The 13,824-nt window shown below is 62.2% G+C and carries 11 protein-coding genes; 7 read left to right on the plus strand and 4 right to left on the minus strand.

What is annotated here, in order from left to right; all coding sequences use genetic code 11:
• Positions 1-41 precede the first annotated feature (41 nt).
• Both CO657_RS29050 and CO657_RS29055 read right to left on the minus strand, forming a co-directional pair.
• Positions 42-1,580: a DHA2 family efflux MFS transporter permease subunit gene (locus CO657_RS29050; RefSeq protein ID WP_003594827.1), complete on the minus strand. Its 1,539-nt coding sequence runs from the start codon at positions 1,578-1,580 to the stop codon at positions 42-44.
• Between the two features lie 212 nt (positions 1,581-1,792).
• Positions 1,793-2,701, minus strand: coding sequence for a flagellin N-terminal helical domain-containing protein (locus CO657_RS29055; RefSeq protein ID WP_003594825.1), 909 nt, complete (start codon positions 2,699-2,701; stop codon positions 1,793-1,795).
• A 334-nt stretch (positions 2,702-3,035) separates the two neighbouring features.
• On the opposite strand from CO657_RS29055, the gene CO657_RS29060 reads away from it, so the two are divergent.
• The 6 genes from CO657_RS29060 to CO657_RS29085 are packed head-to-tail and all read left to right on the plus strand — an operon-like array spanning position 3,036 to position 10,455.
• Entirely contained in the window at positions 3,036-4,727 is a 1,692-nt protein-coding gene (locus CO657_RS29060; protein WP_054184560.1) for an ABC transporter substrate-binding protein, read from the plus strand.
• A gap of 18 nt (positions 4,728-4,745) precedes the next feature.
• Positions 4,746-5,726 (plus strand): ABC transporter permease, encoded by a 981-nt coding sequence (locus CO657_RS29065; protein WP_054184559.1) that lies wholly within the window; start codon positions 4,746-4,748, stop codon positions 5,724-5,726.
• Positions 5,726-6,628 carry an ABC transporter permease gene (locus CO657_RS29070; protein ID WP_054184558.1) on the plus strand — a complete coding sequence of 301 codons (903 nt, stop codon included), beginning with the start codon at positions 5,726-5,728 and terminating at the stop codon, positions 6,626-6,628. Before CO657_RS29065 ends, CO657_RS29070 begins: the two co-directional genes overlap by 1 nt.
• The gene (locus tag CO657_RS29075; protein WP_054184557.1) at positions 6,625-7,440 is read left to right on the plus strand and encodes an ABC transporter ATP-binding protein; all 816 of its coding nucleotides are present in this window, start codon (positions 6,625-6,627) and stop codon (positions 7,438-7,440) included. The genes CO657_RS29070 and CO657_RS29075 overlap by 4 nt, the downstream gene beginning before the upstream one ends.
• Positions 7,437-8,381 carry an ABC transporter ATP-binding protein gene (locus CO657_RS29080; protein WP_054184556.1) on the plus strand — a complete coding sequence of 315 codons (945 nt, stop codon included), beginning with the start codon at positions 7,437-7,439 and terminating at the stop codon, positions 8,379-8,381. The genes CO657_RS29075 and CO657_RS29080 overlap by 4 nt, the downstream gene beginning before the upstream one ends.
• Positions 8,382-8,433: 52 nt before the next feature.
• Positions 8,434-10,455, plus strand: coding sequence for a beta-N-acetylhexosaminidase (locus tag CO657_RS29085; protein WP_054184555.1), 2,022 nt, complete (start codon positions 8,434-8,436; stop codon positions 10,453-10,455).
• A gap of 124 nt (positions 10,456-10,579) precedes the next feature.
• On the opposite strand, the gene CO657_RS29090 is transcribed toward CO657_RS29085, so the two are convergent.
• On the minus strand, positions 10,580-11,248 hold the full coding sequence (locus CO657_RS29090) for a haloacid dehalogenase type II (protein ID WP_054184613.1): 669 nt from the start codon (positions 11,246-11,248) through the stop codon (positions 10,580-10,582).
• A gap of 299 nt (positions 11,249-11,547) precedes the next feature.
• On the opposite strand from CO657_RS29090, the gene CO657_RS29095 reads away from it, so the two are divergent.
• The gene (locus CO657_RS29095; RefSeq protein WP_054184554.1) at positions 11,548-12,570 is read left to right on the plus strand and encodes an SAM-dependent methyltransferase; all 1,023 of its coding nucleotides are present in this window, start codon (positions 11,548-11,550) and stop codon (positions 12,568-12,570) included.
• Positions 12,571-12,584: 14 nt separating this feature from the next.
• Here CO657_RS29095 and CO657_RS29100 read toward each other — a convergent pair whose 3' ends face one another.
• On the minus strand, positions 12,585-13,787 hold the full coding sequence (locus tag CO657_RS29100; protein WP_054184553.1) for an ROK family transcriptional regulator: 1,203 nt from the start codon (positions 13,785-13,787) through the stop codon (positions 12,585-12,587).
• Between the last annotated feature and the right edge of the window lie 37 nt (positions 13,788-13,824).

Here is a 13,824-nt window from a genome sequence, read left to right on the forward strand (position 1 = left end):
TCTTACCGGCGGCCGACCGATCGGCAACATATCGCCATGTGTCACGTTGACGCCGGCCGCCTGGCGAAGGGCACGCAGAGCAGGGCGCAGGCGGTGAGAATGGCGACCACCATCCAGGCTTCGTTGATCGCCTGGACGCTGGCCGCGGTCTGGACCAGCGGATCGAGCAGCGCCGTCGTATCCGCATCGAATTCCCCATTGTGGCCCGATATGGCCTGAAGAGGTGCGCCGACGAATGCCGCGGCGGCGGCGTCGCCGGTCTGAAGACGCGCCCAGAGACCTTGGCCCAGCGGTTCGGAGCGCGTGTAGATGATGGTGTCGATCAGCGCGATGCCGATGGCGCCGCCGAGATTGCGCATCAGGTTGAAAAGGCCGCTCGCATCGGGAATGCGATCGGCCGGCAGCGTGCCGAGCGCCAGCCGCGTCGGCGGCAGCAGGCAGAACATGATGGCGACGCCGCGCACGATCTGCGGCCAGAACATCGCATCGTAATCCGAGCGCGGATCCTGAAACGCGCTCATGCCGACGCCGATCGCAAACAGCGCGAAACCGACGGCCGACAGCAGCCGCGCATCCATGCGCTTCTCCAGCGCGACCGCGATCGGCGCCGTCACCAGCTGGGCGATGCCGGTCACCAGCATCGTTGTGCCGATTTCGAGCGCGTCGTGGCCTCTGACGAAAGCGAGAAACACCGGCATCAGATAGACCGAGCCGAACAGGCCGATGCCGAGCACGAAGCTTAAGGTCGAGCCGACGAGAAAATTGCGATCGGCGAAATTGCCGAGATCGACAATCGGCCGGTCCCGACGCAGCGTGCGAGCGATGAATACACCGCCCGAGACAAGACAGATCGCCAGCAGGCTCAGCACATAGGCCGAGGTCCAGCCGCTGGTCGGCGCCTCCTTCAGGCTGAGTTCCAGCGTCATCAGCGCGGTCGCCATCAGGAGAAGCGACAGGCCGTCGAGATGCCTGAGTTCGGACGGGTCGGCCGGCTGCCGCGGCAGGAAGAATGCCGCCAGGACTGCCGAAGCAATGCCCGGAAGGATGTTGATCAGGAACAGCCAGTGCCAGGAATAGGTCTCGGTCAGCCATCCGCCGACGATCGGCCCGACCGTCGGCGCCAGCACCGCCAGCACGCCGGCAATCGTCGTCGCCAGCGCCTGCCGCTCGTTCGGGAACAGGATGAAGACAGCCGAAAACACCGAGGGGATCAGGGTTCCGCCGGAAAAACCCTGCAGCACCCGCCAGGCAACCAGCTCGCCGAAGCTGCCGCTGGCCGCGCAGCCGGCGGAAGCCGTCACGAACAGGCCAATGGCGACAACGAACAGCCACCGCATGGTCAAAAGCCGCGTCAGCAGGCCGGTGAGCGGGATCGCCACCACCTCGGCGATCAGATAGGCGGTCTGTATCCAGCTCATCTGATCCGGATCGATGCCCAACGCCGACTGGATGGTGGGCAGCGACGTCGCCACCACCTGAACGTCGAGGATCGCCATGAACATGCCGATGCACATGGCGAGGAAGCCGAGCCAGACGATGGCGGGCCTTGCATCGGGGTGGGCAGGCTCAACTCGTTCCATACGATGGTCCCGCGCGCGCGGCATTTCTGCCCCGGTTGAAAAGATCGACCATGTTTGCTGTGGAGACGATCGGCATGTCAACCGGCATGTCAAGGCAAGAGGGGTCCCAAATGCGATCGAGCCCGACCGGGAAGGCCAGGCTCGATCGATTGATCGGCGGATGTGAACCGGGCGTTTTATTAGCCCGGCTCCCGTTGCGTCGGCGAATGCGATTAGCCGCGGAAGAGCGACAGGATGTTCTGGGACGAGGAATTGGCGATCGACAGCGACTGGATCGCCAGCTGCTGCTGTGTCTGCAAGGCGGACAGTTTGCTCGATTCCTCCTCCATGTCGGCATCGACCAGCCGGCCGACACCTGAGTCGATCGAATCCGACAGCGCACCGACGAAGTCTTCCTGCAGATCGATGCGCGTCGAGATCGAACCCAGTTGCGCACCGGCCGAGGTCATCGCCGACAGCGCCGATTCGACGGTCGACAGCGCCGACTGGATCTGACCGGTGGTAAAGTTGGTAATGTCGAGCGAGTAGACGGAATCGCCGTTTGCATCCGCCGTTCCAAGGATACCCGTCGAGGTTTCGATCGAACCGCCGTTCATGCCGAACAGCACGTTGCCGGTGGAGCTGGTATCCAGAACGTAATCCGTCATCTTGACGGAAACGGCGCCGGAACCGTCGCGAACGAAGGACGATACGACGTTCATCGTGCCGTCGGCGCCGGCGACCCAGTTCTCGCCCGAGAACGACGCCGACTGGGCAATGCTCATCAGCTGCTCCTGCAGCTGGCCGATTTCTTCCTGGACCTTTGATTTGTCGACACCGTCTTCGGTCGCTGCCACCAGCTTGGCTTTGATCTCATCGACGACGTCGATCGCGCTGTCCATTGCCGTGTAGGCGGTATCGACCTTTGCCGCGCCGAGGCCGAGCGCATCGGAGACTGCCGAGAGCGCCTTGTTGTCGGAGCGCATCGTGGTGGCGATCGACCAGTAGGCAGCATTGTCGGATGCGGTATCGACACGGTAGCCCGTGGAGACACTGTTCTGTGTCGTTTCGAGATTGGAATTGATGCCGCGCAGCGTCTGAAGGGCAGCCATCGCAGAATTGTTGGTATTGATGCTCGTCATCGGAGTTCGCCTGTTTCGGTGGTTGAATATGTTGAAACCCGGGGAACATCCCGGCCGTGGCGAGCAGCCTCATGCTTATCGACCTGGAGTTTCCGATCACTTCGCCATCGTTGGATTAATTATCGTACTTAAAAGTACCTTAATGGTTAACGCGGCGGGCCCGACCCTTATTTTTTGTTCACCATGATATGCGCATCTCGAGCTCTGCCGAAAACGGCTCGGGATGCCGCCCGCAAAAATTTGAGATCGGCAATTGACGCATCGGCGGGAAACTGACTATCAATATTAAATCAATTTGATTGACTCCAAAAATAAACAACAAGGGAACGTTGGAATGAGATCGAGCAAAAGCATGTTTCGCAACATTTCCGTGCGTGCCGGCTTAGCAGCGGCAACCGCGCTGACGGCGCTCGTCGCTTTCGGGACGGGCAATGCGGCGGCTGAATCGGTGCTGACGATGCACATCGAGGAGCAGACCAGCTGGGTTCAGAACTTCAATCCGTTTGATCTTGCCGGCCGCCGGCAGAGCACGATGGATTTCATCTACGAGCCGCTGGTGATCTTCAATGCCGAGGATGGCGGCAAGCCGGTCTTCCGCCTGGCGACGGCCTACAAATTCTCCGAGGATATGAAATCGGTCACCTACACGCTGCGACCCGGAGTGAAATGGTCCGACGGCCAGCCGCTGACCTCGGCCGACGTGAAATATACGATCGACCTCATGCTGAAGAATGCAGCCCTCGACACCGTCGGCGTCGGTCAAACGGTTGCCTCCGTCGAGACGCCGTCAGCGACCGAGGTGAAGATCGATCTCAAGGCCGTCAACTCCGATTTCCCGGAAACGCTGGCGGACCTCGCCGTCGTTCCCGAGCATATCTGGAAGGACGTTTCCGATCCGGTCGCCTTCAAGAACGAGAAGCCGGTCGGTTCCGGCCCGATGACCGAGCTGCGCCGCTTCACGCCGCAGGTCTACGAGCAGTGCCGCAACCCGAACTACTGGGATGCCACCTCGCTGCATGTCGATTGCCTGAGACTGCCGCAGATCTCCGGCAACGACCAGATGCTCGCCATCCTGCCTGAGGGCAATATGGACTGGATCGGGTCCTTCATTCCCCAGATCGACAAGACCTTCGTCGGGCTCGATGCCGACCATAATGGCTATTGGCAGCCGCCGGCCGAAACCGTCGCCTTCCAGATGAACTTCAAGAGCGGCAATGAAGGCAACCTCGAGGCCTATAAGGACCTGAACTTCCGCCATGCCTTCAGCCTCGCCATGGATCGCAAGTCCATGGTCGATATTGCCGGCTTCGGCTATCCCGTCGTCAACGAGCATGCGACCGGCCTGCCGCCGCGCTTCGAAAGCTGGCGCAACAAGGATGCCGAGGGCGGCAAGGACGCTTTCATGGGCTTCGACACCGAGAAGGCCAGCAAGATTCTCGACGATGCCGGCTACAAGAAGGGCGCCGACGGCTTCCGCACCACGCCGAGCGGCAAGCCGATCGCCTTCCCGATCATCGTTCCGAACGGCTGGACGGACTGGATCGATGCGGTCCAGATCGCGGTCGAAGGCCTGCGCGCCGCCGGCATCAATGCGTCGGTCGCCACGCCCGAATATGAACAATGGCGCAAAGAGCTCATCGACGGCAGCTTCGAGGTCGTCATGAACTCCCGCGCCGATGGCGCAACGCCGTTCCGCGGCTATTACCAGAGCCTTTCCACAGCCTATGGCGGGCGCATCACCGGCGCGCCCTCGCGTTATTCGAACCCGAAACTGGACGCGCTTTTCGATCAATATCTGCAGGCGACGTCGGACGAGGATCACAAGAAGATCTTCAACGACATTCAGCTACTGATCGCCGACGACTTCCCCGTCGTTCCCGTCTTCAACGGGCCGACCTGGTATCAGTTCTCCAGCAAGCGCTTCACCGGCTGGGTCACCGACAAGGATCCGGTGATGAACCCCGAGGATCACGACAACAACCGCATGCGCCTGATGCATCTCTTACGTCTCAAGCCGGTCAGCTAAACCCAGCGGGGGAGCAAAATGCGCATTTCGAGCCGGCGCCTCGGCGTCTATGCGGTCGCGCTGGCCTTTGCCATCGTGGTGAACTTCATCCTTCCCCGGCTAATGCCGGGGAGCCCGGTCGATGCCATGGTTGCCCAACTCGGTCCGCGGGCAACGCCGGCCGCCGTCGAAGCGATCAAGGCGCGCTTCGGCGCGGTCGACCAGCCGATGCTTTGGCAGTTCGCCGATTATCTAAAGGGGCTCGTGACCCTCGATCTCGGCGTCTCGGTCAAATATTACCCCCAGACCGTCGTCCAGGTGCTCGGCCGCTCGACGCTCTGGACCATCTTCCTTGTCACCACCGCGATTATCTTTTCCCTCTGTGTCGGCGTCGTGCTGGGTGCGGTCTCGGCCTGGCGCCGCGGCGGGAGTTTCGACACGATCGTCTCGCCGCTGTCGGTGATCATGATTTCGGTGCCGCCCGTCATCGTGGCGCTGACGACGCTTTTCATCTTCGCGGTCTCGCTGCGCTGGTTTCCGGTGGGTTATGCCTATGATCCCAATCTTGATCCCGCCTTCAATTTCACCTTTGTCGGCAGCGTCTTTGCCCATGCGATCCTGCCGGTGCTGACGCTTTCGCCGTTTCTGATCGGCGAATTCCAGACGACGATGCGCTCGTCCATGATCTCGGTGCTCGGCGAAGACTATGTGACCATGGGCCGAGCCAAGGGGCTCAGCCGCCTCACCGTGATGTTCGGCTACGGCGCCCGCAATGCCATGCTTCCTGTTCTGACCAATCTGGCGCTGATGCTCGGCGCCGTCTTCGGCGGCTCGATCGTCACCGAGATCGTCTTCAACTATCCCGGCCTGGGGCTGACGCTTTATACCGCGAGCATCGCCCGCGATTACCCTGTGATCCAGGGGCAGTTGCTCTTGATGACGCTCGCCACCCTTGGCGCCAACTTCCTCGTCGACATCATCTACGGCTTTGTCGATCCGAGATTGCGGGAGGCCGCGTGATGAGCTTTACGCTGTGGCCCATCTTCAAGCAGAAGAAAGCGCTCGCCGGCCTGATCATCATCGCCGTCCTGTGGCTGATGGCGCTGTTTGCGCCGCTCGTTGCACCCGGCGAGCCCGGAGCGCGTGTCGGGCGCTCGCATCAGCCGCCGTCGATCGAACATGTTCTCGGCACCACGAAGATGGGGCGGGACGTCTATCGCCAGTTCGTCTGGGGCGCCCGCAGCTCTCTTTCCGTCGGCTTTGCCACCGGCATTGCCATCACCGTTCTCGGCACGGCGATCGGCCTCGTCGCCGGTTATGCCGGAGGCAGGACGGATGCCTGTCTCGACCTTGCGACCAATGCCGTGCTCGTCATCCCGAACATGCCGCTTCTGATACTGCTCGCCTCCTTTGCCGGCACAGTGGGGCCGATGACGATCATGACGATCATCGCGCTGACCTCCTGGCCGTGGGGCGCCCGCATGACCCGGTCGCAGACGATGGCGCTTCGCAATCGCGATTTCGTCACGGCGTCGAAGATGATCGGCGAGCCGGCCTGGCGCATCATCTTCGTGGAAATCCTGCCGAACCTGACGACGCTGATCGGCATCAACCTCGTCGGCAGCATCATCTACGCCATCGTTGCCCAGACGACGCTCGAATATCTCGGCTTCGGCGACCCGCTGAAAGTCTCCTGGGGCACGATGCTTTACAATGCCCAGAATTCCTCGGCGATCATGGTCGGCGCATGGTGGGACATCGGGGTGCCGGCACTCGGCATCGCGCTCACCGGCCTTGGCCTTGCGCTTTTGAATTTCACCTTCGACGAGATCGCCAATCCGCAGCTCCGCTCCGGCCCGGCGCTGAGCCGCTGGTTTCGCCTCAACCGCGCCCGCAACAGGGAACTGGAGCTTGGCCGATGAGCGACAATCTTCTGGAAATCGAAAAGCTCAATGTCGATTACCTCGTCGACAAGGGAGAATTCCGCGCCGTGAAGGACGTCTCCTTCACGATCGGCCGCGGCGAGATTTTCGGGCTCGCCGGGGAATCCGGCTGCGGCAAGAGCACGATCGCCTATGCCATCACCCGTCTTTCCAAGGCGCCCGCCTGGATCAGCGGCGGCAGCATCCGGCTCGCCGGACAGGATCTGCTCAAGCTGCCGGAACGCGAGCTGCAGACAATCCGCTGGAAGCGCATCGGTATGGTCTTCCAGAGCGCGATGAACTCGCTCAATCCGCTGATAAGGGTCGAGGCGCAGTTCCACGACGTTCTGCGCCGGCACACCGGCTGCTCGCATGCGGAATCCCGGGCGCGGGCCGAGGAGATGTTCCGCCTCGTCGGCATTCCCACGCATCGCATCGGCGATTACCCGCACCAGTTCTCCGGCGGCATGCGCCAGCGCATCGTCATCGCCATCTGCCTGGCGCTGAGACCGGAACTGATCATCATGGACGAGCCGACGACGGCGCTCGACGTCGTCGTGCAGCGGGAAATCCTCGAACAGGTCGTCGACCTGCAGCGGAGCTACGGCTTCTCCGTGCTCTTCATCACCCATGACCTGCATCTGATGGCCCAGCTCTGCCGGCGCATCGGCGTCATGCTGAAGGGCGAGCTCGTCGAAGTGGGCGACGTCAGCCAGGTCGCCCATGCGCCGCGGCACGAATATACGCGGAAGCTTTGGAACGCCATTCCGCAGCTTCCGGACAATCGGCATCTATCGGGAGTCGTGGCATGAAAGCGGAGGCAAATCCCGTTGTCGCTGAAGCGGTGATCCGGCTCGAGGGGATAGAGCGCAATTTCGGCGCGGTCCGGGCGCTGAAAGGCGTATCCTTCTCGCTCTTTCCCGGCCGGGCTTTGGCGCTCGTCGGCGAATCCGGCTGCGGCAAGACGACCTGCGCCCGCATCATCGCGCGCCTGGACAGGCCGACCGACGGTAGGCTGTTTTTCCGCGGGCAGGAGTTGACCTCCCGCGGCGAGGCTGGGGCTGAGCATCGCTATCGCCGGGAGGTACAGATGGTCTTCCAGGATCCGTTCTCGTCACTCAACCCGGCCTTCACCGTCAGCCATCATCTGGCGCGGCCGTTGCAACTGCATCGGCAGAGCGGCGCAAAGGCTCATCTCGCCGAGGAGATTACCCGGCTGCTTGCAAGCGTCGGGCTGGAACCCGATGTGACCAGGCAGAAATTCCCGCATGAACTGTCGGGCGGGCAGCGGCAGCGCGTCAACATCGCCCGGGCGCTCGCCGTCGCGCCGAGCGTGCTGGTCGCAGACGAACCGACCTCGATGCTCGACGTTTCCATCCGCAAGGATATTCTCGATCTGCTCGCCAGGGTGAAACGGGAAAACGATCTCGCCATGCTCTATATCACCCACGATATCGCAACGGCGGCGCATGTGGCCGAGGAGATCGTCGTGATGTTTGCCGGCCAGATGGTCGAATGGGGCGACACCGAAAGGGTTCTTTCCGACCCGCGCCATCCCTATACCAGGCTGCTGCTTTCCGCCGTTCCGGACGGCAGCAGGCCTTTCGTCACGGGCGGAAGCGCGCGCTTCCTCGAACAGGCGGAAAAGGTGCGCGCGCTGAGCCGCCCTGAATCGGCTGACATCGAGGAGGTCGGCCCCAGCCATTTCATCCGCGCGCTCGGCGTCTCCAACGCCGGACTGCCCAGGAGCTAATTTTCAAAAGCCCGCTTCTCAAGAGGCCAATGTTCAAAAGGAAAGAGTGACCATGTCCACACCGCGACCGAAAACCCTGCGGCTTGAAACCCTTTGGAACCCGCCTGCCGACGGCAAGGAGTTCTCCTATGTCCTGCGCCTCAAGAACCTCGGCAGCGCGCCGATTTCGGGCTTTTCACTCTGCATCAGCGGTCCGGGCCGGGTCGATCCGGCCGGACGGGTCGAAGGCGCCACGGTCTCAAAGCGGCTCTCCAATTTCACCGAATTCCAGCCGCCGGTCGATTTCGTTCTCGCCGCGGGCGAGACCTGGACGATCTCGGTCTACGCGCTGAGCTGGCAGTTCCGCCATTGGACGGATGGTGCGACGAGCGCCTATCTCGCGCTTTCCGATGGCGGCACCATCGTGCTCGGCATCGAGCCGACGCGCTCTTCGGTCAGCAATGCGGCTCTGAAGCGGGGCGCCGAGATCTATCCGGTTCCCGCCAATGCGCCCGTTCAGGTGTCGATCATTCCCTGGCCGAACCATGTGGCGATCGCCGCGCGCCGTCCATTGCCGGCCGGTTTTGCGCCGCAGGCGCAGAGCGGCGAAGGGGAGGCGGCGGCGCAGAGCTTCGCGGCGCTGGTCGACCATCTCTTCGCCGTCGAAGGCATCGTGCGCACCGAGGCGGAAGGGGCGGTGCCCGTCACCCTGAAGGATGCCGCCGGCTTCGGCCCCGAAGCCTATCGGCTGAGCTTTGACGAGGAGAGGCTGACGGTGGAGGCGAGCAGCCGGACCGGCTTTCTCTACGGCCTCGTCACCCTCGGCCAGATCTGGCGCGGCGCAAGGCTGCATCCCGGCGTCTTCCTGTTTCCGGCATCCGGCGAGATCGTCGATGAGCCGGCAATGGGCTGGCGCGGCCTGCATCTCGATGTCGCCCGCCAGTTCTACGGTGCTGCCGAAGTCAAGAAGCTGATCGCGGTGCTGGCCTGGAACAAGCTCAACCGCTTCCACTGGCACCTTTCCGACGACGAGGCCTGGCGCGTCGAGATCGACGCCTATCCCGCGCTGACCGAAATCGGCGCCTGGCGCGGCCACGGCCTTGCCGTTCCGCCGCTGCTCGGTTCCAGCCCGGCCCGCACGGGCGGTTATTATCCCAAATCAGTCATCCGCGAGATCGTCGCTGAGGCAAAGAGCTTCGGCGTCGAGATCGTGCCGGAGATCGACATGCCCGGCCATTGCTACGCCATGCAGCAGGCGATACCGGAACTGCGCGATCCGGCCGAGGTCGGCAGCTATTATTCGGTTCAGGGTTTTCCTGACAATTGCATCAACCCCGCCCTCGAGAAGACCTACGAGATCGTCGAGACCATCCTGACAGAACTCATCGAACTCTTCCCGTTCAAGACAATCCATCTCGGCGCCGACGAAGTGCCGCTCGGCGCGTGGTCCGGGTCGCCGGCAGCGCTCGACCGGCTGCGTAGCGTCGCCGGCGATGGCCTTGCCGACGCCCACGCCAAGCGGCTGAACGTCGTGACCAATACGCATGGCGCCGACGATATCCACGGCTCGGGTGCGGCGATCCTGCAGGCCGAATTCCTGGAGCGCATTCAGCGTTTCCTGGCGAGCAAGGGCTGCATCACCGGCGGCTGGGAAGAGGCGGCCCACGGCGATGTCATCGACAAAGCGAAGAGCTATCTCTGCAGCTGGCGCAATGTCGAAGTCTCGGCCGAACTTGCCGAACGCGGCTACGCGATGGTCGTCTGCCCCGGCCAGGTCTATTACCTCGACATGGCGCTGCGGCCGGACTGGGACGAGCCCGGCGCCAGCTGGGCGGGAACGTCGGATGCGGAAAAACTCTATAATTTCGATCCGGTTGGCGGCTGGACAGCGGCGCAGAAGCAGAGACTGCTCGGCATCCAGGCCTGCATCTGGTCCGAGCCGATGACTGATCGCGCCGTTTTCGACCGCCTCGTTTTTCCGCGTCTTTCCGGACTTGCCGAAACCGGCTGGACGAAACCATCGTCGAAGTCATGGGAACGCTTCAAGGCGCTGGCCGGGCTGATGCCGCTGCTCTATGGGCTACAGGAGTCGTAAAGCCGAGCCTGGCACCTCCAATAGATTTTGAGGATCGCCCCGAGATCGTCGTGCGCGCGCTGAGAAATGTGAGCGCACGGCGGTTGCTTTTTTGAGCTGCAAGAAGGGATCGGTTCGGTCTTTCTTAGAGCCCGACGACACCTGGCAATTCCGAGATATCGGCGATCTCGGTATAGCCGTAATAGGGATTGGCCGGCTCATGACCGCGATTGACCCAAACCTTGTTCTTGATCCCGAGGTCGTGGGCGCTCATTAGATCGTAGCGGAACGAGGAGGAGCAATGGAGTATGTCTTCCGGGCCGCAGCCGAGCATGTCCAGCATATATTCGAACGCGCGGAAGTGCGGCTTGTAGGCACCAGCCTCTTCGGCGGTATAAACTGCGTGGAAGGGCGCGCCGAGCTTTACGACATTCGACATGATCTGCGCGTTCATGGCGTTCGAAAGGATGACAAGCGGAATTTCCTTGGCGACTTTGGCAAGGCCAGCCGGAACGTCCGCATGCGGTCCCCAGGTCGGTACGCGTTCGTATACGAGCCTTGCGTCTTCGTCCCTGAAGTCGATGCCATTGCGTTTGCAGGTTCTTGAGAGCGCGTTATGGACCACGTCGGCATAGGGCTTCCAATCCCCGATGACTTCATCCAGACGGTATGCGGAGAAGTCCTTGATGAACTCGAGCATCTTCTGCTCGTTCATGCGGTCGCCATAAAGGTCGCGCGCGGCCTCCGCCATCTGAAAGTTGATCAGCGTGCCGTGGCAGTCGAAGGTGATGTATTTCGGGCGGAAAATAGCCATGCGATTCGTCCTTGATTTGGCTGCGGGGAAGCCGTCTGTTTCGAGAAAAAGCATAGGTCAGCGCCAGTCGCTGAGAAGGCTGAATTCCCCGACGTCTTGAGCAGGAAATTCTGAATTTGCAGGTCCGAACGTGTTTTTGATTGCGAGTGGATCTCTGGCTCTGACCGCAGGTGACCGGTCGGCCGTCGGAGCACCCGATCGGGTTAGCGCGGTAAGTATTGTAGAATATGCGAATGCACGCATAATTCCCGCGGCTGGCGCTGCCAGGCAAGACCGATCGAGGGCTGTTGGGGGATACCATGGAAACGATCGCCGAAGACGCCGATGCTGGCGTCGTGTCACCCGAACTCGTGGTCGATGCGCTGTTTGCCTGCCGCAAGACGGCAGCGATCAGGGCGGCCATCGAGCTCGATCTCTTTACCCATATCGGCGAGGGCAAAACGGCAGCCTTGCTGGCATCGGCAACCAGCGCCTCGGAGCGTGGGGTGGGCATCCTCTGCGATTACCTCGTGGTCCACGGTTTCCTGACAAAGGAGAGCGGAGAGTACCGGATGACTCCGGCGACCAGAATGTTCCTCGATCGCAATTCGCCGGCCTATATGGGCTCCGCTGTCGAGTTCGTCGCCGCACCCGAAATACTGGATAATTTCCTGCGCGATCCGGCCGCCGTCGTGCGAAACGGCGGTTCGCCCGGGCTCGCGAACATGTCGCCGGACAATCCCGTCTGGTTGAAATTTGCGCGCGGCATGGGCTCCTTTACCGGCCTCAGCGCCAAATTACTGGCTGACGAAATCTCCGGCTTGGGAAAGCCCTTCAAAAAGGTTCTGGACATTGCCGCAGGTCCGGGCCTGTTCGGGATCGAAATTGCAAAAGCCCTTCCGTCGGCGGAGATCATCGCCGTCGATTGGGCGGCGGTCCTGAAGCTGTCGCGGCAGAATGCGGAAAGAGCCGGCGTCGCTGACCGGTATCGGACGATCGCCGGCAGTGCCTTCGATGTCGACTGGGGCACGGATTATGATCTCGTCCTGCTGCCGAATTTCCTGCACCATTTCGATCTGCCGACATGCGCAGGGCTGCTGCGAAAGATCATCGCCAGCCTTGCAGGGGGTGGTCGGATCGTCGCTGTCGATTTCGTGCCGAACGAAGATCGCGTATCGCCGCCTTTTCCGGCGGCCTTCTCCTGGGAGATGCTCGCCAGCACGCCGGCGGGCCAAGCCTATACGCAAGATGAGCTGAAGGAGATGGCTAGACTGGCCGGCCTTGCCGGCGTCAGAGTCAAACCGATGCCGCCAACGCCGGCAAGCCTCATTCTGTTTGAATAGGCTGCAATCGTCGCTTAGCCGACCGGCTTTTGCAGAACGTCGAAGCGCGGATTGGTTTCGAAAAAGATCGGCAGGGCGGCGGCGCCGAGGATGGCGGTATCCTTGCCGGTCATGCCGATCATCACCCGGGGCACGCTGCGCGTCCGGTTGGGATCGATCGGCACATGCAGCGGCTCCAGCCGTTCCGCAAGCCGGCGCATCAGCGATGTCGATATGCTGCCGCCGAACACGATGGTCTGCGGATCGAAGGCAAGTTCGAGGAAGTCGAGCGTCTGCCGCAGCGGCTGGACGGCTTGGTCGAGCCAGGCGTCCAGGCCTTCGCCACCCCCAGCGATCAGCGCGTCGAGATCGTCGGAAGACAGTTCCTCGGCATTGGTTATGCCCATGAATTCGTAAGCGACGGTCGGCGAGATGTAGCGGTCGAGGCAGCCGCGCTTGCCGCAGCTGCAGAGCTTGCCGTGCGGCTCGACGATGATATGGCCGATCTCGCCGGCATTGTTGCGGCTGCCCTTGTAGAGGTGGCCGTCGAGGAACATTCCGGCGCCGATGCCGCCGCCGCCGGCAAGAAACAGATAGACGAAGCTGCTCAAACCGCGGGCGACGCCGTGAAGGCGTTCGCCGATCGCGGCTGCGGTCGCGTCGTTTTCGACGAGCACCGGCACCTTGACCCGCTGCTCCAACTCATGCCCGACGGGAAAATCCTGCCAGCCGGGCAGGTTTTGCGGGCTGAGAGAGGTGATGCCGCCATCGGCATAGCGGCCGGGCAGGGCCATGCCGACGCCGAGCAGCCGGTTTCGGTCGAAGATGAAGGCCTGCTGAATGTCCTCGACAATCGATTGCAGTACCGGCATCGCCCGTTGCGGATCGGGATGTTCGACGTGGCGCTCGATACGCGCGCAGACGGCGCCGGAGAGATCCGTCAGAACCCCGCTGGCACGCTGACGGCCAAGCTCGAGACCGATCGAATAGGCGCCGGCGGGATTGATCGAATAGGGGATGATCGGCTGTCCCCGCGCCAGCTTCTGCGCCTCGGCCGGAACGAGCAGATGCGACCGCTCCAGTTCCTCGACGATATTCGACACGGTCTGGGCGGTCAGCGCCGTCATCCGGGCTATCGCCGCGCGCGACAAGGGACCGTTGGTGCGGACAGCCTCGATCACCACACGCCGGTTGTGAGACTTGGCCTGCTCGAGATTCGTGCCGGAGATTGCCTTCATGTTGCCTTCAAAGGAAATGGTGCACCACCCTTGTCAC

The sequence above is a fragment of the Rhizobium acidisoli genome, assembly GCF_002531755.2.
GTDB lineage: Bacteria > Pseudomonadota > Alphaproteobacteria > Rhizobiales > Rhizobiaceae > Rhizobium > Rhizobium acidisoli.

Coding starts and splice junctions, on each gene's coding strand:
- CO657_RS29060 (WP_054184560.1), top strand. CDS start 3,036: ATGAGATCGAGCAAAAGCATGTTTCGCAACATTTCCGTGCGTGCCGGC.
- CO657_RS29095 (WP_054184554.1), top strand. CDS start 11,548: ATGGAAACGATCGCCGAAGACGCCGATGCTGGCGTCGTGTCACCCGAA.
- CO657_RS29050 (WP_003594827.1), bottom strand. CDS start 1,580: ATGGAACGAGTTGAGCCTGCCCACCCCGATGCAAGGCCCGCCATCGTC.
- CO657_RS29080 (WP_054184556.1), top strand. CDS start 7,437: ATGAAAGCGGAGGCAAATCCCGTTGTCGCTGAAGCGGTGATCCGGCTC.
- CO657_RS29075 (WP_054184557.1), top strand. CDS start 6,625: ATGAGCGACAATCTTCTGGAAATCGAAAAGCTCAATGTCGATTACCTC.
- CO657_RS29070 (WP_054184558.1), top strand. CDS start 5,726: ATGAGCTTTACGCTGTGGCCCATCTTCAAGCAGAAGAAAGCGCTCGCC.
- CO657_RS29055 (WP_003594825.1), bottom strand. CDS start 2,701: ATGACGAGCATCAATACCAACAATTCTGCGATGGCTGCCCTTCAGACG.
- CO657_RS29100 (WP_054184553.1), bottom strand. CDS start 13,787: ATGAAGGCAATCTCCGGCACGAATCTCGAGCAGGCCAAGTCTCACAAC.
- CO657_RS29065 (WP_054184559.1), top strand. CDS start 4,746: ATGCGCATTTCGAGCCGGCGCCTCGGCGTCTATGCGGTCGCGCTGGCC.
- CO657_RS29090 (WP_054184613.1), bottom strand. CDS start 11,248: ATGGCTATTTTCCGCCCGAAATACATCACCTTCGACTGCCACGGCACG.
- CO657_RS29085 (WP_054184555.1), top strand. CDS start 8,434: ATGTCCACACCGCGACCGAAAACCCTGCGGCTTGAAACCCTTTGGAAC.